General features: G+C 67.6%; 21 protein-coding genes and 1 pseudogene. 4 read left to right on the forward strand and 18 right to left on the reverse strand.

Annotation, left to right across the window (positions count from 1 at the left end; translation table 11 throughout):
• Positions 1–157 precede the first annotated feature (157 nt).
• Together FG385_RS15765 and folP are read left to right on the forward strand one after the other, a co-directional pair.
• Positions 158–412 (forward strand): hypothetical protein, encoded by a 255-nt coding sequence (locus FG385_RS15765; RefSeq protein ID WP_139097491.1) that lies wholly within the window; start codon positions 158–160, stop codon positions 410–412.
• The gene (folP, locus tag FG385_RS15770; protein ID WP_456061878.1) at positions 409–1,242 is read left to right on the forward strand and encodes a dihydropteroate synthase; all 834 of its coding nucleotides are present in this window, start codon (positions 409–411) and stop codon (positions 1,240–1,242) included. Before FG385_RS15765 ends, folP begins: the two co-directional genes overlap by 4 nt.
• Positions 1,243–1,286: 44 nt before the next feature.
• Here folP and FG385_RS15775 read toward each other — a convergent pair whose 3' ends face one another.
• The 4 genes from FG385_RS15775 to FG385_RS15790 all read right to left on the reverse strand — a co-directional run bounded on the left by FG385_RS15775 (position 1,287) and on the right by FG385_RS15790 (position 5,663).
• A complete protein-coding gene (locus FG385_RS15775; protein ID WP_139097493.1) occupies positions 1,287–2,231 on the reverse strand; it encodes a bifunctional 5,10-methylenetetrahydrofolate dehydrogenase/5,10-methenyltetrahydrofolate cyclohydrolase in 945 nt (314 codons plus the stop codon).
• A gap of 1 nt (position 2,232) precedes the next feature.
• Entirely contained in the window at positions 2,233–2,826 is a 594-nt protein-coding gene (locus FG385_RS15780) for a cyclodeaminase/cyclohydrolase family protein (protein WP_160148818.1), read from the reverse strand.
• Positions 2,827–2,845: 19 nt separating this feature from the next.
• The gene (locus FG385_RS15785; RefSeq protein ID WP_139097495.1) at positions 2,846–4,543 is read right to left on the reverse strand and encodes a formate--tetrahydrofolate ligase; all 1,698 of its coding nucleotides are present in this window, start codon (positions 4,541–4,543) and stop codon (positions 2,846–2,848) included.
• 151 nt (positions 4,544–4,694) lie between these two features.
• A complete protein-coding gene (locus FG385_RS15790) occupies positions 4,695–5,663 on the reverse strand; it encodes a LysR family transcriptional regulator (protein ID WP_160148819.1) in 969 nt (322 codons plus the stop codon).
• Between the two features lie 147 nt (positions 5,664–5,810).
• Here FG385_RS15790 and FG385_RS15795 point away from each other — a divergent pair, with 147 nt between their 5' ends.
• Positions 5,811–6,725, forward strand: coding sequence for a LysR family transcriptional regulator (locus FG385_RS15795; RefSeq protein WP_160148820.1), 915 nt, complete (start codon positions 5,811–5,813; stop codon positions 6,723–6,725).
• Positions 6,726–6,737: 12 nt separating this feature from the next.
• Here the strand turns inward: FG385_RS15795 and FG385_RS15800 are convergent, their stop codons facing one another.
• The 14 genes and pseudogenes from FG385_RS15800 to FG385_RS15865 form a co-directional block, all read right to left on the reverse strand.
• Complete coding sequence (locus FG385_RS15800) at positions 6,738–7,502, reverse strand: sulfite exporter TauE/SafE family protein (protein WP_139097498.1); 765 nt, start codon at positions 7,500–7,502, stop codon at positions 6,738–6,740.
• A gap of 39 nt (positions 7,503–7,541) precedes the next feature.
• Positions 7,542–8,840: a Rieske 2Fe-2S domain-containing protein gene (locus FG385_RS15805; protein ID WP_139097499.1), complete on the reverse strand. Its 1,299-nt coding sequence runs from the start codon at positions 8,838–8,840 to the stop codon at positions 7,542–7,544.
• A 41-nt stretch (positions 8,841–8,881) separates the two neighbouring features.
• Positions 8,882–9,769, reverse strand: a complete 888-nt coding sequence (panB, locus tag FG385_RS15810) for a 3-methyl-2-oxobutanoate hydroxymethyltransferase (RefSeq protein WP_139097500.1) — start codon at positions 9,767–9,769, stop codon at positions 8,882–8,884.
• 35 nt (positions 9,770–9,804) lie between these two features.
• On the reverse strand, positions 9,805–11,130 hold the full coding sequence (locus FG385_RS15815; RefSeq protein ID WP_139097501.1) for an MFS transporter: 1,326 nt from the start codon (positions 11,128–11,130) through the stop codon (positions 9,805–9,807).
• 108 nt (positions 11,131–11,238) lie between these two features.
• Positions 11,239–11,598, reverse strand: coding sequence for a Rieske (2Fe-2S) protein (locus tag FG385_RS15820; protein ID WP_139097502.1), 360 nt, complete (start codon positions 11,596–11,598; stop codon positions 11,239–11,241).
• Positions 11,599–11,629: 31 nt separating this feature from the next.
• Positions 11,630–12,670 carry an amidohydrolase family protein gene (locus tag FG385_RS15825; RefSeq protein ID WP_200834479.1) on the reverse strand — a complete coding sequence of 347 codons (1,041 nt, stop codon included), beginning with the start codon at positions 12,668–12,670 and terminating at the stop codon, positions 11,630–11,632.
• An 897-nt stretch (positions 12,671–13,567) separates the two neighbouring features.
• A pseudogene (locus FG385_RS35310) lies at positions 13,568–13,942 on the reverse strand (helix-turn-helix domain-containing protein); the annotation flags it as partial.
• Positions 13,943–14,326: 384 nt separating this feature from the next.
• Positions 14,327–15,109, reverse strand: coding sequence for an SDR family oxidoreductase (locus FG385_RS15835; protein ID WP_139097505.1), 783 nt, complete (start codon positions 15,107–15,109; stop codon positions 14,327–14,329).
• Positions 15,106–15,474 (reverse strand): RidA family protein, encoded by a 369-nt coding sequence (locus FG385_RS15840; protein ID WP_139097506.1) that lies wholly within the window; start codon positions 15,472–15,474, stop codon positions 15,106–15,108. The genes FG385_RS15835 and FG385_RS15840 overlap by 4 nt, the downstream gene beginning before the upstream one ends.
• Complete coding sequence (locus FG385_RS15845; RefSeq protein WP_139097507.1) at positions 15,471–16,586, reverse strand: alpha-hydroxy acid oxidase; 1,116 nt, start codon at positions 16,584–16,586, stop codon at positions 15,471–15,473. Before FG385_RS15845 ends, FG385_RS15840 begins: the two co-directional genes overlap by 4 nt.
• The gene (locus tag FG385_RS15850; protein ID WP_139097508.1) at positions 16,583–17,392 is read right to left on the reverse strand and encodes an ABC transporter ATP-binding protein; all 810 of its coding nucleotides are present in this window, start codon (positions 17,390–17,392) and stop codon (positions 16,583–16,585) included. Before FG385_RS15850 ends, FG385_RS15845 begins: the two co-directional genes overlap by 4 nt.
• Positions 17,392–18,312, reverse strand: coding sequence for an ABC transporter permease subunit (locus tag FG385_RS15855; RefSeq protein WP_139097509.1), 921 nt, complete (start codon positions 18,310–18,312; stop codon positions 17,392–17,394). The genes FG385_RS15850 and FG385_RS15855 overlap by 1 nt, the downstream gene beginning before the upstream one ends.
• Positions 18,309–19,286, reverse strand: a complete 978-nt coding sequence (locus tag FG385_RS15860) for an ABC transporter substrate-binding protein (protein ID WP_235022591.1) — start codon at positions 19,284–19,286, stop codon at positions 18,309–18,311. The genes FG385_RS15855 and FG385_RS15860 overlap by 4 nt, the downstream gene beginning before the upstream one ends.
• 132 nt (positions 19,287–19,418) lie before the next feature.
• Positions 19,419–20,168, reverse strand: a complete 750-nt coding sequence (locus tag FG385_RS15865; RefSeq protein WP_139097510.1) for an enoyl-CoA hydratase/isomerase family protein — start codon at positions 20,166–20,168, stop codon at positions 19,419–19,421.
• A gap of 47 nt (positions 20,169–20,215) precedes the next feature.
• On the opposite strand from FG385_RS15865, the gene FG385_RS15870 reads away from it, so the two are divergent.
• Entirely contained in the window at positions 20,216–20,818 is a 603-nt protein-coding gene (locus FG385_RS15870) for a TetR/AcrR family transcriptional regulator (RefSeq protein WP_139097511.1), read from the forward strand.
• Positions 20,819–20,827 lie beyond the last annotated feature (9 nt).

The following is a 20,827-nucleotide window of genomic DNA, read 5'->3' on the forward strand; positions in this document are numbered from 1 at the left end:
ACCCCTGTCCTGTCACGCGCCACCCGCATGTAGCGACCGTACGGCATCACACCCGCGTTGCGTATTGACCATTTTTCACAACCTCATTGCCCGCCGTGATGGCCGGTATTTCGCAGCCGCGCCCACCCGGATCCGTCGAACACAGGAGGTCCTGCTCGTGACACTCTTACAGCTGCGAACCTTCGTGTCGGTCCGCGCCGTCACGCACAACCTGCTGGCCACTCTCGAACTCGACCCGCACACGCTCACCATGCGGCCGGGCATCAGCGAGCGCGAGCACGTACCAAGGAAATCCGATGACCACCCGGAAGTAGTTTCCCGTACCATTCTTTTCAGCGATCAGCCACTCCTGCTGCGCATGGGATTACTATGCAAACAAACGTCGAAGCACAAACCGCCGAAAACGGTGTGACCACGCTGCCCGAGCTGGATCGATGTGTCGTCATGGCAGTTGTCAACGTCACCCCGGACTCGTTTTCCGACGGTGGGCTTTTCTTCGAAACCAAAGCGGCGATAGCGCACGGGATGGGGCTACTGAGGGCCGGGGCCGACATCATCGACGTCGGCGGAGAATCGACTCGGCCGGGCGCCGGCCGGGTCCCGGCCGACGAGGAATTGCGGCGAGTCCTCCCGGTCGTGTCGGAACTGTCGGCGGCGGGGGCGTCGGTCAGCATCGATACCACGCGAGCATGCGTGGCCGAGGCCGCGGTGGACGCCGGCGCACGGATCGTCAACGACGTGAGCGGCGGCCTTGCCGATCCACTCATGCCCAGGTTCGTCGCACACGCCGACGTGCCCTACATCCTCATGCACTGGCGCGGCCCCAGCACGCAGATGCAGCGTAACGCGCACTACGGCGATGTCGTCACAGAAGTCGCGGCCGAGCTGCAGCAGCGGCTGTGCGCGGTCGTCGACGCCGGGGTTCGGGCTGACCAGATCGTGCTCGACCCGGGCCTGGGTTTCGCGAAGACGGCCGAACACAATTGGCGCCTTCTCGCCCACCTCGACGTGCTCAAGCAACTCGGTCGGCCGTTGCTGATCGGCGCGTCCCGCAAGTCGTTTCTCGGTGAGCTGCTCGCGGGCGAAGGCGGCGCGAAAACGCCGACCGACGAGCGAGACGCGGCATCGGCCGCGGTGGCCGCGCTCGCTGCTGCTACCGGCGTCTGGGGCGTTCGTGCCCACACCGTGCCCCTCACCCTCGATGCCGTGCGGGTAGCCGCTGCGCTGCGTGCCGCCGCCTGATCAGCGGACGCGTGCGATGGCCCGGCACGTGCCGCCCCACCGGATCAACCGGCGAGGCGGTGTGGCCTCTGCTCGGGTTCCGTGCCGGGCAACCCGGCGGCGGCCCGCGCCGCCGCTACCGTGTTCCGCAGCAGCCACACGTCGGTGATCGGGCCGACGCCGCCAGGAACCGGCGAGATCGCCTCGGCTTTCGCCGCCACCGTGGCGAAGTCGAGGTCACCGACCAGCCGGACCTTGCCGGTTCGCGGTTCTTCGACCGGGTTGATCCCCACGTCGATCGCGATCACACCCGGCTTGACGTGTTCACCGGTCACCAGTCCCGGCATCCCGGCCGCGATGATGAGGATGTCCGCCTGAGCCGTGTGTGAGTAGAGCAGCCCGGCCTTGAAGCTGTGCACATCGCACGACAGCACTGTGGCGTTCCGGTTCAGGCCGAGGATGACCGCCGGCTTGCCCACGTTGTTCGAACGGCCGACCAGCACCATGTTGCTCCGCGCGTACACCTCCTGCGGATCGCGCCCGGATTCTCGCAGGTACCGATCGAGCATGTGAAAGGCCGAGGCAGGAGTCGACGGGATGTAGCGAGGGCGGTCGAGGGTGAGCAGGCCGGCGTTCACCGGATGCACTGCTTCGATGTCCTTCACCGGATCCAGCAGCCGGTACAGCGCGACCTCCGACACCTGCCGCGGCAACGGGCGGAGCACCAGTACCCCGGACACTCGGGGATCGGCGTCGAGCTTCCCGACCGCCGCGAGCGCGTCCGCCTCCGTCACATTCTCCGGCAACGCCTCGCACACATAGTGGCAGCCGAGCTTACCGGCGAGCCCGCGCAGGCGGCGTTCATAAGCCCGTGCCGCGTAACCCTCCCCGGCCATGACCGTCGCAAGACCGGGGCGGATTCCCTGCCGTGCGAGCTCCGCGATTTCCACGGCGAGCTGATCCCGGAGGTCTGCCGCGTAGTGCTCGCCGTCGATGATTTTTGCGACCACGTCATCCACCATTCTCGGAGACGGCACGGCCGGCCGAGTCGGCGGCGAGGCGGACCAGACACTCCGCCCCGTCAACCAGCTCGTCGCCCAGCTTGCCGGTTTTCGCGTTGATCTGGACCAGCGTCGCCGCCGATCGCACCGCGGCTTCCGCGAGGCAGACGGCGGTGAACGCGTCGCCGCGCAGATGCGCATTGCCGCCCTCGGCCAGGCGTGCCGCGAGCTTCACCACGCTCGCGGCGATATCCGCGATTTCCAGCGGGACCTCCGCCGCCCACTGCAGAGCCGACCGGATTCGCTCCCGCCTTTCCTCCAGGTCGTCGGTTCGGGGCAGCGCATACGCTTCGAGGACCGCGCGGTACGCCTCGGCGTCGGCGTCGGCGAGGCGGATTACCCGGTCGCGTAACCGGTCGGCTTCCCGTGCCAGGTCAACGGCGTCCCTCAGCACGTCCTCGGAATAGCGCGCGGCCATAGCGGTGAGGCCGGCCGCGGTGGCCGCCGTCATCGCGGCGGCGGCACCACCGCCGGGGGCCGGCTGCTTCGCCGCGATGGCGGACAGGAACTTCGCGACGCTGAGCGCGCGGAACGAGGAGCTCACTGCCGCACCATCCATGAGCTCATGACAACCCCACGATCTCGGCATCGGCGTCGAGATCGATGTGCGCGGCGGCCGGATCCGCGCTGAGTCCGGGCATGGTCCGCATTTCGCCGCAGATCGGGTACACGAAACCGGCGCCCACCGAGGCTCGGACCTCGCGGACCGGGAGCGTCCATCCCGTCGGGGCACCTTTCAGCTTCGGGTTCGAGGAAATGGACAGGTGTGTCTTCGCCATGCAGATCGGGAGATGGCTGAAGCCGGCACCTTCATAGGTATTGAGCTGACGGGACGCGTTGTCCGAGTAGTCGACCCCAGCGGCGCCGTACACCAGTGTGGCAATGGTGTCGATCTTCTCCCGCAGGCTGGCGTTGTCGGGGTAGAGGAACCTGAAGTCATTGGGTTGCTCGGCTGCCTCCGCCACCGCCGACGCGAGTTCCGCCGCGCCACGCCCGCCATCGGAAAAGTGAGTCGATACGGCGGCGCGAGCACCCATCTCCTCGGCGATTTCGCGGATGATGCGGTGCTCGGAGGGGTGATCCGTGGGGAACGCGTTGATCGCGACCACCGGTGCGACACCGTGCAGCCGCACGTTCTCAATCTGCTTGCGCAGGTTCGCCGCCCCCGCGGCGACGTCCTCCGGATTCTCCTCCAGCAGCTCGTCGGGCAACGGCTTGCCGGCCACTATCCGGTACTTGCCCGAGTGCGCCTTGAGCGCACGAACGGTGGCGACCAGTACCGCGACGTCCGGCTTCAGGCCGGAGGCACGGCATTTGATGTTGAAGAACCGCTCGGCGCCCATGTCGGCACCGAAGCCGGCTTCGGTGATGAGGAAGTCGCCGCACCGGATACCGATGAGATCGGCCACCACGGACGAGTTACCCGTCGCAATGTTCCCAAAAGGTCCACAGTGGACCAGAACCGGAGTGTTCTCCAACGTTTGCAGCAGGTTGGGCTTGATCGCCTCGCGCAGCAGCACGGTCATCGATCCCGCGGCCTGCAGCTGCTCGGCCGTCACCGGCTTCCGGTCGCCGGTGTAACCGACCACGATCTGGCCCAGCTTGGCGCGCAGATCGGCCAGCGATCGCGCGAGCGCCAGCGTCGCCATCACCTCCGAGGCGGCCGTAATGTCGAAACCGGTCTGCCGCGGCAGGCCGTCTGCCGACGAGCCGAGCCCGATCACGATGTTCCGCAGCGCCCGGTCGTTGACGTCCAGGACGCGCCGCCACGTGATGTTGTGCATGTCGAAATCGAGCTCGTTGCCCTGGTACAGATGATTGTCGAGCATCGCGGCGAGTAGGTTGTGTGCCGCCGTGACGGCGTGCATATCCCCGGTCAGGTGCAGGTTGAGCAGCTCCATCGGCACAACCTGGCTGTACCCGCCACCCGCCGCGCCGCCCTTGATCCCGAAGGTCGGCCCCATCGACGGCTGCCGGATCGCCACCACCGCGCGCTTGCCGATATGCCCGAATCCCTGACCCAGCCCCACCGTCGTAGTGGTCTTACCCTCGCCCAGCGGCGTCGGCGTGATAGCGGTGACGACTACGTATTTCGCCGGCCTCTCCCCCGCCAGCTCGTCGGCCGCCTCCGTTTTGATTTTCACCACGCTCTCGCCGTAGCGCTCCAGCAGATGGCTACCGATGCCCATCTCGTCCGCGATATCCTCTATCGGCTTCAGCACAGCATTACGGGCGATTTCCAGGTCGCTCGGGAATGGCATTCTGAGCTCCTCACAATAACCGAGATTAGCCGGCCGCTGAAACGCTTGCCAGGACCGAACGGTCCGGTACTATCCTGCCAAACAGGATTGCGGCAGTACTAGTCAGCGATTTCGAATTACCCTATAGTCGCGTCTTATGTCCGTGGCATGCTCACGCGGCGTCGACGCCCGCCAGTGAGCGTCCGGTCGTGTGGCGCGCCTGGAGATGCGTCGTCTCAGGTGCCTTCCGGCTGGCGATCGTCACGAGGATCTGCGCGGCCGGCGAGAGCTCCACGTTCCTCCGCCACGATGCCCGGAACTGACGGACGAGCCGGACACCGGCCAACGGCACTTGGACGAGTTCGCGGTTTTCCAGCTCACTTCGGACGCTCATCCGGCTCAGCACGGCCGCGCCGGCACCCGCCAGTACCGTGCCCTTGACGGCGTTCGTGGAACCGAGTTCGAGGTGGGGGTGCCCATCGTCCAGGCCGCCGAGTGCTCGCTCGAGCGTCTCCCGCGTGCCCGACCCTCGTTCCCGCAGCACAAGCGGCACCTCGGTCAGCTCGGCGCGCGTGACGGGGGTGGTGCGCCCGGCCCAGGGATGGCCCGGCGCGACGACGACCACCAGCTCGTCGCCTCCGACGACCACCTGGGCAAGTCCGGAATGATCGCAGGGGTCCTCGACGAACCCGATGTCGATCTGTCCGGCGGCCACCTGCTCGACGACGTCGCGAGAATTCCGCACCTGCAGTTCGACGGCCATGTGCGGTAACCGCTCGCGCAGCTCGATCAGCCAGCACGGCATGAGGTTGTCCGCCACGGTGAGGCTGGACACCAGCCGCAGCCTGCCGCGCTGGACATCGCGCAGGGCCGCCGTACCAGCGGCCAGCTTGTCCGCGGCTTCAACGACGCCGCGTGCCCATTGCGCCACCATCCGGCCGGACGGCGTGAGGCTGCACCCGGTGTAGGTGCGCTCCAGCAACCGCAGCCCGAGCCGGCGCTCGAGCGCCTGGATGCGGGTGCTCACGGTGGGTTGGGACATGGCATGGGCACGTGCCGCCTTGCTCAGGCTGCCCAGTCGTTCCACACACAGGAGCAGATCGAGATCGACCAGCTCGGGCACGCTAGGGGGCAAGATCATCGTTGACCTACCGTCTCTTGTGGTGCGCGAAGCCCGGAGTTTGTCACCACGGGTCTCGGGTCCATGTAACCGTGCGTGTGCTGATTGCGGAAGCCCGCACGACCCGGTAGTTGCGCACATGGGCGTGCAATCCTGCACACTTGGGGAGTGGCGGAACCACGCGCGGATGATCTCCTGTACCTGCTGGCACTTGCCCGGACCGGGCGGCTGGTGCAAGCGGGCCATCTCCTGGGCGTCGAGCACACCACGGTGGCCCGCCGTATCACCGCCCTCGAGACGGCCGTCGGCCGGCGCCTGGTGCACCGCACCGGGAACAGGTGGCTGCTCACCGACGACGGCGAGCAGCTGCTGGCCCACGCCGAGACCATCGAATCCACGATGCACCAGGTGGCCGAATTCGAGGTGAGCCGCAGCAGCAGTCTGGGCGGGACGGTGCGCGTCGCCGCGACCGACGGGATCGGCGGCACGGTGGTCACCCAGGCGCTCGTCGATCTGCAGCGAAGCCATCCGCAGCTCGAAATCGAGTTGACCACGGCCACTCGCCGCTTCGACGTGACCTACAAGGACTACGACGTGGCGGTCACTCTCCAGCGGTTCCAGTCCCGGCGCTTCCTGGTCCGCCATCTGACCGATTACCTGATGGAGCTGTACGCGACCCGCAGCTATCTGAGCACCCATCCGCCGATCAACGATGCCGGAGATCTGGCGGCGCATACCTTCGTCTGGTACGTCGAGTCGTTGCTCGAGGTGCCCGAGCTCGACATCTTCGAAGAGAACGTCGGCACGCACCCCAATCTCCGCAGTTCGAACATCTTCGCGCAACTGGGCTTCGTGCTCGCCGGCGGTGGCATCGGCCTGCTGCCACGATTCCTCGTCATGGACCGCCCCGAACTCGTGCCGGTGCTACCGGACGAGATTTCCGTGCGCCGGACGTTGTGGCTCGTGGTACGCCAGGAGTCGCTGAATCTCGCCCGGGTGCATGCGACGCTGGACCATCTCGACGCACGATTGGCAGACCTGCAAGATCGCCTGATCGGACCGATGCCGGACCATCCGGGCTGACCACACTGCCGGTCACGAGCGGAACGCGGACGCCAGCGCGGACAGGCCGGCGAGCCACACGGTTGCCAGCAAGGCGAATCGGAACCTGTGACCCGGCATCCTGTGCACGCTCCACGCGCCCGCCACGCCACCGAGCGCGCCCAGCGGCATCAAGATCAGGCCGTGCACGACGAACCCGGTGTCGGCCCGTGTCATTCCGGTCGCGAGGCCGACCAGATAGCTGGTGAGGTTGAAGGCGGCAAGCGCGGCCCGCCCCTCGACCACCCGCCAGCGCTGCATCGAGACGACGAGCGCGAGCGGCGGTCCGCCCATGCTGGTGGCCCCGTTGAGGAAACCACCGAACAATCCGGCGACCGCGGTCGCGGTCGCCTCGTGCCGGACCGGCCGCGGAGGGCTGATCAACCAGGTCACCGCGGTCACCAATGCCGTCGCCGCGATGAAGACCGTCAGCACCCGCGGTGCGGCGTGTGAGAGCACCACGACCCCGACGGGGGTTCCCGCCACGGCACCGCCGATCAGCCACCCGGAACGCCCCGGCCTGAGGCCCTTCCGTGTTTCCACGAGGACGGCCGCGCTCAGGATCGCGCCGAGCACCAGCGAAAGCATGACCACCTGATGCGGCTGGCGGACGAGCAGCACCAGCAACGGGGTCGACACCACGGCGAACCCCATCCCGGTGAAGCCCTGGACGTACCCTGCCACGAGGACGATCAGGGCCGCCAGGAACCAGATCGCCGGTCCCCCGCCCGCCAGCGCGTCAGACGCCAGAATGACCATTCGCCCCTCCGGCCATCGCGGCGGCAACACCGGGACCAATCACTCCCGGGACCGGACCTCGATCCGCCCGGCGCGGACTCGGACCTCGAACACCGGCTGCGGCGAGAACGCCGGCCCGCGGACGACGCCGCCATCACTCAGGCGGAACTTCGATTCATGCCACGGGCAGCTGACGACGCCGTCACAGACCTGTCCCAGCGACAGCGGCGCACCCGCGTGACTGCAGGCATTGTGAATGGCCGAGATACGGCCATCGCGGTTCCGATGCAGCAGCACCGTCTTCTCACCGGCAGGCACGGCCAGCGTCCGGCCTGGCGCGCCGTCGAGTTCCGTTTCGAGTGCCGTCGGGAACCACTGCGCCGGTCCTGGTGGCCACGCGGTGTGGTTGACCATCGTGCCGTGGCCGAACACCAGGTGTCCACCGAGGAACGCGGCGCCGACGGTGACCGCGAGGCCGACTGCCGACAGCACGACGGCCACTGTTCGCGCGCCGGCGAAATAGTAGGTCGCGGACGACGCGGCTTCGACCAGGAGCGCGGCGGTCATCAGCAGGCCGTGCATCAGACCGGCACGTCGTTCGTGTCCCTCGGCGACCGTCCAGTCGGCGACGCCGGTGAGGGCGGTGGCCAGCGCCGCCGCGACGCCGGCGACACCGAGGATGGCCGCCGGCTGAGGCTGGCCGATCAGGTACAGCAGCAGCGAGCTGATCCACAGCCCGATGGGGAGGTCGCTCAGCGCGGGGTGCAGCGCATGGCCGAACCAGCGGCCGTGCAACAGATCGAGCAGTCCCGTCCGCACGAGCCGTCTCCGCACGGGCACGAGACCGGCGATCATGCGGTCGGCAGATTCCCGGAGCCAGTCCATCCGGTCCAGTTCGGCGGAAATCCTCGCGTGCCAGGGCAGGGCACGTTCCAGCGCCTCCTCACGCACGCCCTCCCCGGCCTCCGGTTGGGTGCTCTCCGTTGCTCCGGGCGGGGCTCCGCCCGGAGCAACGGCCACAAGCACCTTCCCGTCTTCCACCCGGACCGCGTATGTAGGTGCCGCGCGGTCGGCAGGTGGTCCCAGCACTTCGCCCGACCGGACGTCGAAGGCGCTGTAGTGGAGGGGGCAGTACACGACGTTGTCACACAAGGCGCCCTCATCGAGGTTCGCGCGCTCGTGCGTACACACGCCGCCGATCGCGTAGAACCGGCCGTCCACTCTCGCCAGCAGAACGCGCTCACCACCGATCTCGTAACCTGCCATCTGCCCGTCGGCGAAATCTTCGGCAGCGCCGACCTCCACGAATTCATCGAGGTCGGCATGCCCGGCCGCGGACTGCTCCCTGCTCGTCGTCACCGTCTCACCATCCCTGTGCGGGTCCTTGCTCCCCGTGCCGGTTACCGGCTCGGTGTCCAGGCGACGAGATCGCAGAACTTCCGCCGCTCCTCGTCCGACATCGACACCGTGTGCTCCGGACCGGGGTACACGCGATCCCGCACCTCGTCACGGTATTGCCGGAAGACGTCCTCGAACACTGGGATCAGATCCTGATAGATCTTCGAATGCCGCGGCGTGTGTTCCTCGTAGATGTGGAACAGGTCGCTGGTGATGATGTGCACCCCGTCGGACCGGGCGCCGGCACCCAGCGACACCACCGGCACCGGAAGCTCCTCCGCCAGGTAGGCGGCGACTTCGTCCGTGGTGACCTCGCAGAGGATTGAGAAACATCCGGCGTCCACCATCGCGAACGCGTCATCAACGAGTTCCTTCGCACGATCGGCGGTCTTACCCTGTGCCCGGAAGCCGCCGAGCTGCGGCATCCGCATCGGCGTGATCCCGATGTGCCCCTGCACGGGTATCCCGGCCTGCACGATCGCCTCGATGTGTTTGGCGTGATGGCGGTTGCCCTCACACTTCATGACTTCCGCACCCGCTTCGGCGACGAACCGGCCGGCGTTCTCGACCGCCTGCTGCGGCGAGACGTGGAAGCTCCAGTACGGCATGTCGACCATGCGCATCCCGTACTTCGATCCCCGCGACACGGCTTTCGCCATGCTCATCACCTCGTCGAACGTGACCGAGGTCGTGTCGGGGTGCCCGAAGAGGACCATCCCGCCGGTGTCGGAGACACACAGGATGTCGACTCCACCGATCCGGTCGGCGATCACGGCCGACCGGTAGTCGTAGATCGCCATCTGGACGATCGGCTCACCCTTCTTCTTCTTTTCCAGAAGGGACGGAATGGTGACCTTCTTCTGCTTCTTCGGTGGCTGATCCTGCGCCATCGTGGATCTCCTTGTGATCGAGCCGGAAATCCTGACTAGGACTCCAGCGTTTCCTTGCGAACCAGCTGCGTACTGGCGGTCCCGCCCGCGACGTCGATGGAGATTTCTTCCAGTTCCTTCCTCGCGGTCTCGGGTCCCATCAGGTACCCGATGATCGTCAGTACCCACAGTCCGGTGAAGGCCAGGTACGGCACCGTGGGACCGTAGACGGAGATCGCCCAGCCGACGACGAAGGGCGCGGCGATCGAGACCACGCGGCCACCGCCGACCGCGATCCCGAAACCCGTCCCTCGCAGTGAGGTCGGGAACAGCTCGGCGATGTAGGTGTCGCCCACACCCCACAGCCAGCCGAGCATCGCGATCGACAGCCCACCGAAGACGAGGTAGGAAGACAGGCCGGTCGCCGTGGCACCCAGGGCGGTCGCGCCCATCATGATTACCGCGCCCAGAATCGCGGAAGGCTTGCGGCCCAGGGCGTCGGCCAGCCAGGTACCGACGTAGCAGAAGAGGAACTGGACTACGTAGAACAGCATGGCGTACTTGATCGCACCCGCGGCGCTCACATGGAACTTCTGCACCATGAACGTCGTGAGGAACACCGTCATACCCCAGTAGCCCACCGCGTTCGCGGTGTAGATCAGCCACCCGATGACGATGCGCTTCTTCGCGCCGGGTACCCGCCAGATACTCACCTTGGCACGCTTGTTCCCCTTCGCCTTCGCCTCGAGCTTCGCGACGGTGTATCGCGTGGATTCACGCAGCCGCCGGCGAATCAGGAAGAGCGCCAGGGACGGAACGATCGCCAGGATGAAAGCCCATTGCCAGCCCCATCGCGGGACGACGAGAAGAGCGGTGCCGGCCGCCAGGATGTAACCGGCTGAGTACAGCGAGAAGATTATGCCGCCGGTACCGACCGCTCGGTGCCTGGCCGGCCACATCTCCGCGGTATAAGGGGCGCCGACCGCGAGCTCGCCCGCCCCGCCTACGCCGGTGAGGAAGCGAAGGGCGGTGAACACCGGTACATTCGTCGTCAGCCCACCAAGAGCGGTGCTGGCGCCGTAGACGAGGATCGAGACGCCAAGGGTGTCCTTCCGTCCCCACCTGTCCGCGGCGATCCCGAACCCGATCGTCCCGATCGTATAACCCACAAGGAAGATCGAGCCGATCGTGCCGAGGGCGCTCAGGCTCACGTGCAACGTATCCTTTATCGCGGGGAGCACCAGGCTGTAGATGTTCACCGCGTACGCGTCGAACCCATATCCCAGGCCCGCCGCCACCGCCACCAGCAGTGCTTGCTTGAAGGTGACCTTTTCTTTCGCGAAATCTCGTAAACGGTGCGATTCAGCATCGCTGCTTTTCATGACGGACACTCCACATGTTCGTCTTGCATATACCCACGACCAGGTAACAGATCCCCCTTTCCCTCGCCCGACTCGCGCATCGACGGTAGCGCCGGCGGACGACGCCGATCAGGCTTGCAGTTGCACGACGATCTGCCCATCCTCCTCGAAGACCGGGAAAGTGGGCACCGCGCGCCCCGGATCGAATACCGTGCAACCGGTCCGGATGTCGTATTCGTAGCCGTGCCAGGGACATTTGAGCACCTCGCGACCAGGCTCAAGCTGGTACTCGCCGACTTCCTTGGTGGTCGCGTGGTGCTCGTAAAGCCGACCGTACTCGAGCGGCCCGCCCTGGTGCAGGCACTTCGCCGCGAGTGCGTGCAGACTCCCGTCCTCGCCGCGAACCACGACAACCCGGATCGGCCCCAGCTGCACCTGCCGCATCTCACCACTGTCCAACTCGGACACGGGACAAACCACCTGCTTCATCGCAGATCTCCCTTCTTCGCAGACACCGGCGTCACTGCCCCGCCGTACGCAGTGCGGGCATCTTCGCGTAGCCGTTCTGGGCGTTTTCCACGAAGATCTTCCGCTGAAGATCTTCAGAAAGTCCTTGCGGGAGCGCTTCGGTCGGCGAATCGAAATCCCAATGCGGGTAGTCGGTGGAGAAACAGAAGAGCTCGTCGGATTCACACCAGTCGATGAGGCGCATGAACTGCGTCAGGCTCATCTCCTCCGTCGGCTGAGTCGCGAATCGCACCTGCTGCCTGATGATGTCGCTGGGCATTCGCTTGACCCACGGCACCTCCGAACGAAGCTCCTTGTACTGCTGGTCGGCCCGGGACATCAGGTGCGGAACGTAGGTGAACCCACCCTCGATCATGAAGACCTTCAGCTCCGGGTGCTTGTCGAAGACGCCGTTGAAGATGAGGCTCACCAGTTCGGACATGAACACCTGCGGGACCAGGGTGTGCCACTCCACGAAGTAGCGGTGGAACCCCAGCGCGGTGGGCGCGTTCTCGCTGTGATGGAAGCCCAGAGCGAGATTGTTGCGCGCGATGGCCTCGTAGATCGGGTGGTAATAGGGGTCGCCGAACGCCTTGTCGGCGATGTACAAGATCGCCTGCACCATCTTCGGATGAGAGCCGATCCGATCGATCTCACGAGCGGCGCCGATGGGATCGTGCGCGTTGACGTGCACCGAGCCCAGCAGCCGATCGTCCCGGCTCAGCCAGTCGGCGATCTGCCAGTCGTTGTAGGCGCTCATCAGGGCGGTCTTGAACTCCGCCCAGCCAGGCTGCAGGGCCGACGCGTCCAACCAGCCGGTCAGCACCGCGTAGTCGATGTCGTGCTCATCGAGCAACTGCCGCCGGAGCAGATCGTAGTCCGAACCGCCGGGACGCCCGTCCGGAAGCTTCGCATCGAGCCGGTCGAGGCCTCCCGCCGCGTACTGGCTGTAGGGCAGCACGCGCTCGGGCTGCCAGCCGAAGTCGGTGATGTACTTCCGCCACATCGGCTCCAGATAGGGCACCAGTGCCTGCAGGTCGGCGCGCTCGTGCACGTCGACGTCAATGAGCTGGGACCTTTTTGCCGATGGTGACGAAACCACAGGCCTGACGCTGACCTCGGTCATTGTGATTCCCTTTCAAAGCCACTGCCTCACGTCGATCAAGGTGAAGTGCCGCAATAGTTGACTAACATTGGGAGAATGCCAGCAAGGTTCCCGCTGGCGCTAGCCGCGAAATGGCGATGCCCCTATAGTCCTGCGCTATGTCCGGGCACCGTCCGCCCCGGTCCGCTCCACAGCGTGACGTCGCGGGCACGCAGTGAGCCCGTTCGGCTCGACCAGGTGATTGAGAAGGTCACCGGCCCGATGACGTCATACCCAACACCAATATCTGTGTTCGTTACCAAATCAAAATGAACCGCCTACTATTCAGTTCTACCCGAAAACGCGCTGACAAGGCGATGTCCCGTGGATACACCACCGAGCAAGGAGGAGGCGGGCACGAAGCGTCCGCTGCGAACCGCTGTCGTCGGCGATCACGAAATGGTCCTCGAGGGCATCAAGGCGCTGTTCACCAGGTTCCTCGCGGCTCCAGCAGCGGGCTGGACCTGCGCCGGCTGCTGGTCACGGCGAACCCTGGCAGGGGGTCGTGCTGCTCAGTGCCCACGACGACGAGCAGTACCTCTTTCAGGCCGTACGCGCCGGCGCGGCAGCCTATCTGCTCAAATGGATCGACGGCGAGGGGACTGGTCCGTCAATTGGAGCTCGCCGCCGGGGGCAGACGGTCGTGGATCCGGCCATGGCAGGCCGGGCGGTGGCGGCCGCGGCCCGCCTGCAAGCAGGCGAATAAGGATCGCGCGGGGTGCGATCGCGTTCGCTCTGCGTGAGGGGATCTACCGGTGATCGGGCGACGGCTCGACCTGACCGATCTGGAGCGGAAGAACGCCCTGCTCATCGGGATCGTCGAGGCGATCTCGGTCGGGCCTGAGATCGCGCTGCTCGCCGACAAGGTCGCGCTCCTGATCGCTGAGGCCATCGAGGCCGACGCCAGAACACGCGGCGGGCGCTGGCGTAGGGTTCGCTGGTCATGGCTTGATCGACCAGGCGGGAGAACGGGGCGATGCCGGTCGTGGGTTCGCAGCGGCCGAACACGCGGGCTCGGTGGACGTCGTAGGCGGCGAGGTAGGCCAGTGTGCCGCCGCGGGTGTATTCAGATTCCACCCGCACCGGCCGCCCACGGCGCGGCCGGTCGGCCAGTCCCGGCAGCCCTTCGCGGCAGAACCGCTTGCGCCAATTGCGAACCGTGTCCACGACAACCCCGAGCGCGCGAGCGCCCGCAGCACCTGGCGATGCTCGGCACGACCATGCCGCGACAGTGCCTCCAGTATCTGCCGATCCGCCGGGTCCAGCGTGATCACATACGGGCTACGCGCGGTCACCAACCCACTCATTTCAAGATCGACTATGGGAGTGAGACGGTATCGAGCAGGATCGTGCCCATGGCCTCCCCGCCCGAGTCGCAACGCCCGGCGCCCAAGCCGATTTCCTCGCCTGGGAAACGTCAGTGCGCCAGGCAGTCGAGTCCCGTCGCGAGACCGCCCGCTGCGAGCGCAGCCCGGCGGCCGGTTCAGGTGGGCGTGATCCCGCATCGCCGCGGTCGGCCGCTCTCCTGACCGGAAGAACCGTGTGGCGGCGGGTGTTGGGCTCGTCTCAGAATCGGGCGGTCATGCCGCCATCGACGTTGATCGTCTGACCCGTGATGTAGGAAGCCCCTTCGCCCGCGAGGAACACCACGAGACCGGCGATCTCGTGCGGTCGTCCCCAGCGACCGAGCGCCGTGCGCGTGCGAAGCCACGCGTTCCATTCGGGATCCTCGGTCAGTTCGGCGTTGAGCTCGGTCGCGAAGGTACCGGGGGCGACCGAGTTGACGGTGATGCCGTGGAGTCCGAGGTCGGCTGCCAGTGCCCTGGTGAGTCCGTCGAGTCCCGCCTTGGCGGCGGCGTAGGCAACGTCGCCCGCCCTGCCGAGTTGGCCGACCACCGACGAGATGTTGATGATGCGGCCCGGTATGCCGCGCTCGATGAGGTCCCGGGCGACGGTCCGGCTGAGCGAGTAGGCGGCGATGAGGTGTGAATCGAGCATCGCCGTCAGCGCCTCGGGTTCGAGGGCGCCCAGTCCGCGTCTGTCGCGATGGCCGACGTTGTTGACCAGCACATCGATCGGCCCGAGTGCGGCCAGCGCCTCCGTGGCGTCCCGGTCGGTGACATCGAACGCGGAGCCGGTGGCGGCGAGACCCTGGTCGCGCAACTGGGCCGCGGCGGCGTGCACCGAAGTGGTGACGCGGCCGTTGACGATGACATCGGCGCCTGCACGGGCGAGGCCACGAACGATCTCCAGACCCAGCCCACGGACGGAGCCGGTCACCAGAGCACGCCGGCCGCGGAGCGGGCCCGGGCTGTGATCCGCGGAGCGGTCATGTCGGGTTGTGGTCACGCTGTCTCCGTCCTCGCGGCGATGGCCGAGATCTCCACCGACACACCCGCCACGACGAATCCGCACGTAACCGTTGTGCGGGCTGGGGGATCGACAGGGAACGCCGTCGCGAAGGCGGTGTTCCACGCCGTCGGTTTCGCGTCGGGGGCAAGGAACGCCGTGAGGGCGACGACGTCGCCGAGGAGACATCCGTGCTCGGCCAGCGTGTGGCCCAGAACCTCGAAGACGTCGGCCGCCTGCTCGGCGAGTGTGCGCGGGCTGCCCGTCAGAACGGCAGGACTGACCAGCCCGGAGGTGAACACCAGGCCGGCCGCCGCGACGGCGCCCGCGAACGCGGGGCTCTGCCCGGCTACCCGATGGATCACGACGGCGACCTCCGGACCGCGCTCTCGTCGAGCTCCCGCACGCCGCCCCTGCCGAGCAGGGTGAGCACGGTGCCCAGCTCCGCCCGGATCAACTGGTGCACCCGGCGGACACCGGCCTCCCCGGCTGCCGCGAGGCCGTGCGCGGCGAGCCTGCCGATGACCACGACATCGGCCCCGAGCGCGAGCGCCTTCGCCACGTCCGCGCCCCGGCGGATACCACTGTCCAGGGCGACCCGCGCGCGGCCCGCGACCGCACGCACCACTTCCGGTAGCTGGTCCAACGCGGCCGGCGCGCCGTCGAGCTGGCGGCCTCCGTGGTTGGACACGAGGATCCCGGCGGCACCGGCCGCGACCGCCGATTCGGCGTCGGCGCCGGTGAGGATCCCCTTGGCGAGCCATGGCAATGGCGAATCGGCGAGCGCGCCCGCCAGCCGGTCCCAGCTCCAGACCGGTTCGGTCCGATCGAACAGCTGCCCGAACACCGCCTGCGGTTCGGGCGAGCCGGCGGCCCGGTAGTTGCCCGTGATGATGGCCGGGTCGGGCGCGAACCTGTTGCGCAGGTTGCGCTCCCGCCAACCGCCCGTGGGGCAGTCGACCGTCACGCACAGCGCGTGATACCCGCACTCGGCCGCCCGCGCGATCATCGCCCGGAAGTTGTCCTCCGGGCCCATCGGGTGCAGCTGCGCGATCATCGCGGCGGCCGGTGCGGCCGCCCGCACCTCCTCCAGCGAGTGGCTGCCCGCCTCCGGCACGATGCTCGCCACCCCCTCGGCTTCGTTCGCCCGCGCGACCGCGCGCTGGCCTTCGGGGTGGAAGAGCGCGTCGGCGCCGAACGGCGCGGTGAGCACCGGCATGCTCAGGTCCACACCGAGAAACGAGGTCCGCGTCGAAGGTACGTCCGCGCCGCTCATCACGCGTGGCACGAAGGTCCACCGGCCGAACGCCTCCCGGTTGGCCCGCAGGGTGGACTCGTCGCCCGCGCCACCGGCTAGGAAGTCCCACACGTCCGCGGGCAGGGTTTCGCGGGCGGCGTCAACGATCTCGTCCAGTGTGGCGAACCGCTCCCCGCTGCCGTAGAAGGTGGCGGCCGCCGCGATGTCGCCCGATGTCATAGGTTGACCTCCGTCTGGTGGCCGAGCAGGAGCCGGTCGCTGACCGCGTCACCGGAACCGCTGATCAGGTCGACGAGCCCGGCCGGACTCGTCGCGTCCTTCGTCGCGGCGTCGAGATCGGCGATGACCGTGCCGCGGCTGAGCACCAGCAGCCGCTCCCCCATCGCCAGCGCGTGTTCCATGTTGTGGGTGATCATCAAGGTGGTGCAGCCCATGTCCCGGACCAGCTCTTCGGTGAGCGCGAGTACCTTGGCGGCGGTCGCGGGGTCCAGCGCCGCGAGGTGTTCGTCGAGCAACAGGACCTCGGGCGCGCTCAACCCGGCCATCACCATGGTGAGGCTCTGCCGCTGCCCGGCCGACAGCAGTCCGACGCGGTCGGCGAGACGGTTCTCGAGACCGAGCCCGAGCAGCGCCAGTCGTTCCCGCATCCGCGCACGGCGTTTCGCCGACAAGGCGAACCGCAGGGTGCGGCGACGCCCACGGCTCATCGCGAGGGCGAGATTGTCCTCGATGCTCAGCTCCGGCGCGCTGCCGGCACGCGGGTCGTCGAAGACCCGGGCGACCGCGCCCGCGCGACGGTAGTCCGGCCATCCGGTGACGTCCCGCCCGCCGATGCGCACCCGTCCGCTCGTCGGGCGCGCGGCGCCGGAGATCGTCCGCACGACGCTGCTCTTGCCCGCGCCGTTGCTGCCGATGACCGTCGCGAACTGTCCGGTATGGACGGTGAGGGAGAGGCCGCGCAATGCGACGACCTCATCCACCCGGCCGCGGTTGTAGATCAGGTCGACTCCATCGAGCTCGAGCATCAGTAAGCCCTCCGCGCCGCGGGCACGAAACTCGCCACCCGGACCTTTCGGAACACCCGGCCGAGGTACCGTTCGGCCGCGACCGCGATCACCAGGGTGAGTGCGGTGACGCCGCGCAGATCGCCCGCGGGTAGCCCGATTCGCAGCGCGCCCACGAGAATCAACCGGTACAGCAAGGTTCCGGCGAGTACGCAGGCGACGATCCTGAAGACCTTCGAACCGGAGGGCCGGAGCAGCAGTTCACCCAGCAGCACCGCGCCCACGCCGGAAACGAAGACCCCGACACCCATGTTCACGTCGGCGTAGCCTTGCGTCTGCACCAGCAGCCCCGAGCCGAGACCGGCGAGCGCGTTGGACACGAACAGCGCGAGTGCGAGCACGGCGCGATCGTTGACGCCCTGACTGCGGGCCATGCCCGCGTTCACCCCGCTGGCCCGCAGCGCGAGGCCGATCTCGGTCCGCATCAGCAGCGCGTAGCCGGCCAGCACCACCAGCACGATCAGCCCCAGCAGCACCGAGATCGCCAGATCGGGAGAGCCACCGAACCCGGTCACCGCGGTCGTGAGGGTGCCGGCGGTCAGCAGGCTCAGCGTCGGAGCGCCGAGCACGTGCAGCGTGACACTGAAAAGTCCGATGCTCATCACGAGACCTGCCAGCAGCACCGGCACGCGTAACCACAGGTGCAGACCCGCGGTCACGAGGCCGGCCGCACCACCGGCAAGAGCACCCAGCAACAGGGCGGGCAGCGGGGCCAGCCCGGACACCGCCGCTACCGCCGTAACGGCACCACCGAGCGCGAAACTGCCCTCGACCGTCAGATCGAAGTCCGCGCGCACCCGGAACACCGTGTAGATCCCGAGGAAAACCGGCACCATAGGCAGCCCGGTGACCAGGGTGTCGAGCACGACGCGGCCGATCATTTGACCACCGCCTTGGCCAGGATGTCCTGCGGCACGGTCACCTTGAGACTGTCCATTGTGTTCTTGTTGAGCTCGAACTCCACACCGCTCGGCTGCCCGAAGCCGATCTCCCCCGGGTTCGCTCCGGCCAGCACCTTGGCCGCTGCCTCGGCCGCCAGCTCCCCGACCACCGGATAGTTCGGCCCGATGCTGGCCAGCACGCCCGGGACGCCGGCGTCACCGCCGCACACGTAGACCGGCAGCTTCGCCGCCGCCGCCGTCGAGCCCACGGCGGCGAGCCCGGCGAAGACTGTCGCGTCCGGTCCGATGAGGATGGCGTCCGCCCTCCCGACGAGGCCGCGCGCACCAGTTGGCACGTCGCCGGCTCCGGAGATCGAGGACTCCACAAGGGACAGTCCGGGGTGCGACGCCACCGCCTTGCGGAGTGCTTCCACCCACACCTGCATGTTCTTGTTCGACGGATCGTAAATGGTGCCGATGCGCGTGGGGGTGGGGCCGACCTTCAGAATCTGGTCGAGCAGCCGTGCGGGGTCGACGTAATCGGTACTGCCGGTGACGTTGCCGGCCGGCGACGTGAGCGACCTCGCGACGCCGCTGCCGACGGGATCGCCCATCGCGATGGCGAAGATGGGCCGGTCACGAACCTGCTGGGCGAGCGCGATCACCGCCGGGGTCCCGATTACCGCGAAGGCGTCGTCATCCGATCCGGCGAAGTCACGAGCGATACCACTGATCAGACTCTGATCGCCCTGGGCGTTCTTGACCTCGAAGGTGATCTTCTTCGGCGCCAGCAAAGCGGTGAGCTTGCGCTCGAAGGCCGTCACCGTGTCGCCGAGCACGGTCGCCTCGGCCACCTGCAACACGCCGATGCGGTAGGAGTCCTTCCCTGCCAAGGACGAACTCGTACCGGGCGATGCGGTGCCGCAGGCGCCGGCAAGCAGGGTGGCCGCGAGCGCGGCGGGTAATCGCATCATACGGCTGACTTTCACCACTGCCTCCAGGGGCACGATGTGAGAACTTCTTCTCCATTAGGTGAGAAGAACGCTAAGAGCACGTTCAGCTTCAGTCAACCTCTAGTTGAGAACTTTTCCTCGTTTTAACGAAGCTCATCGACCGGCCCAGCGAGGCGACCGCCGCGCCAGAAACGCCTCGATGCCTTCCTGGGCGTCCGCACTGCCGAGCACCGGTTGCCACAATGCCGCCAGTTCCGCCGCCATCTCTCGCAGGTGGACGGCGGAGGACAGCCGGACCATCTGTTTCGCCGCCAGCGCGGTCAACGGAGCCCCAGCCGCTACCCGTCGCGCCAGCGCGCACGCATCCCCGAGCAGATCGCCCGGCGATACCACCGCGTTGACCAGACCGAGTTCGTAGGCGCGCTGGGCACCGATGGGGTCGCCGGTGAGCAGCAGCTCCAGCACCGCGCGCGGCGGGAGCAACCACGGCAGCCCCGCCGCCCAGGACAACGACCGTCCGAGCTTCACTTCCGGTACCGCGAACCGCGCGCCGGTCGCGGCCACGCAGAGATCACACACTTGCAGCAGCAGGAAACCCGCGCCATAGGCCGCCCCGTTGACCGCGGCGACCAACGGCTTGCGCAGTCGCAGTCCGTCGATGAACCGCCGCATCGGCTCGGGGTCCTCGCTCAGTTCGCGCAGATCACCACCGGCACAGAACGCCCGCTCCCCCGCGCCGGTCAGCACCCCGACGCGTACGCCGGCATCCGCGTCCATCGCCGCGAACGCGGCGAGCAACTGCTGCCTGGCCGCGGCGTTGAGCGCGTTGCCCGCCTCCGGCCGGTCGATGGTCAGCACCGCGATTTCGTCCTCGGTCCGGTACCGGACAAACTCCGCACTCATGCTCGCTCCTTGTCGTGGCCGTGCCAAAATGAGCCCAAGGAGGGTTCATGGCACGTCGTTCGGTGGGGATTCGCAGGGACAGCGCCGAGACGCGCGATCGGTTGCTGGACACCGCGGCACTGCTGCTCGCCGAGCGCGGTACCGCGTTCACGCTGCCGGATCTGGCGCGCGCGGCCGGCATCTCGTCGGCCACGGTCTACCGGCACTTCGCGGACGTCCAGGAGGTCCACCGCGAGTTCTACTACCGCCTGATCGACGAACTGGTCGACGACCTCGGCAACGTGTCGGCCCGTGCGCGCGGCCGCCGCAGGTTCGAAGCCATCTGCGACCGCTGGGCGGCGTGCGCGGCACTGTGGGGGCGCGCGGCGACCCACATCCGCAGCGCGGAGGGATTCCTGGCGCGCGTCCACCACGCGGACCCGCCGACGTCGACCCTGTTCGGCATCCTCGAGCCGGCGATCGAGGAGATCATCGAAGACGGGACGATACCGGCGCAGGAGACCGACTACGCGGTACTCATCTGGATCACGATCTTCGACGAGCGCGTCATCGTCGATCTGTCGGAAACCCTGCGCTGGTCGACGAAACGCATCGCACGCACTCTCTCGGCCTCGGTACTGGGCGCGCTCGGCGGCGATCCGGCGGCCTGACGGGCCGGC

The organism is Amycolatopsis alkalitolerans, assembly GCF_006152065.1.
Taxonomy (GTDB): Bacteria; Actinomycetota; Actinomycetes; order Mycobacteriales; family Pseudonocardiaceae; genus Amycolatopsis_E; species Amycolatopsis_E alkalitolerans.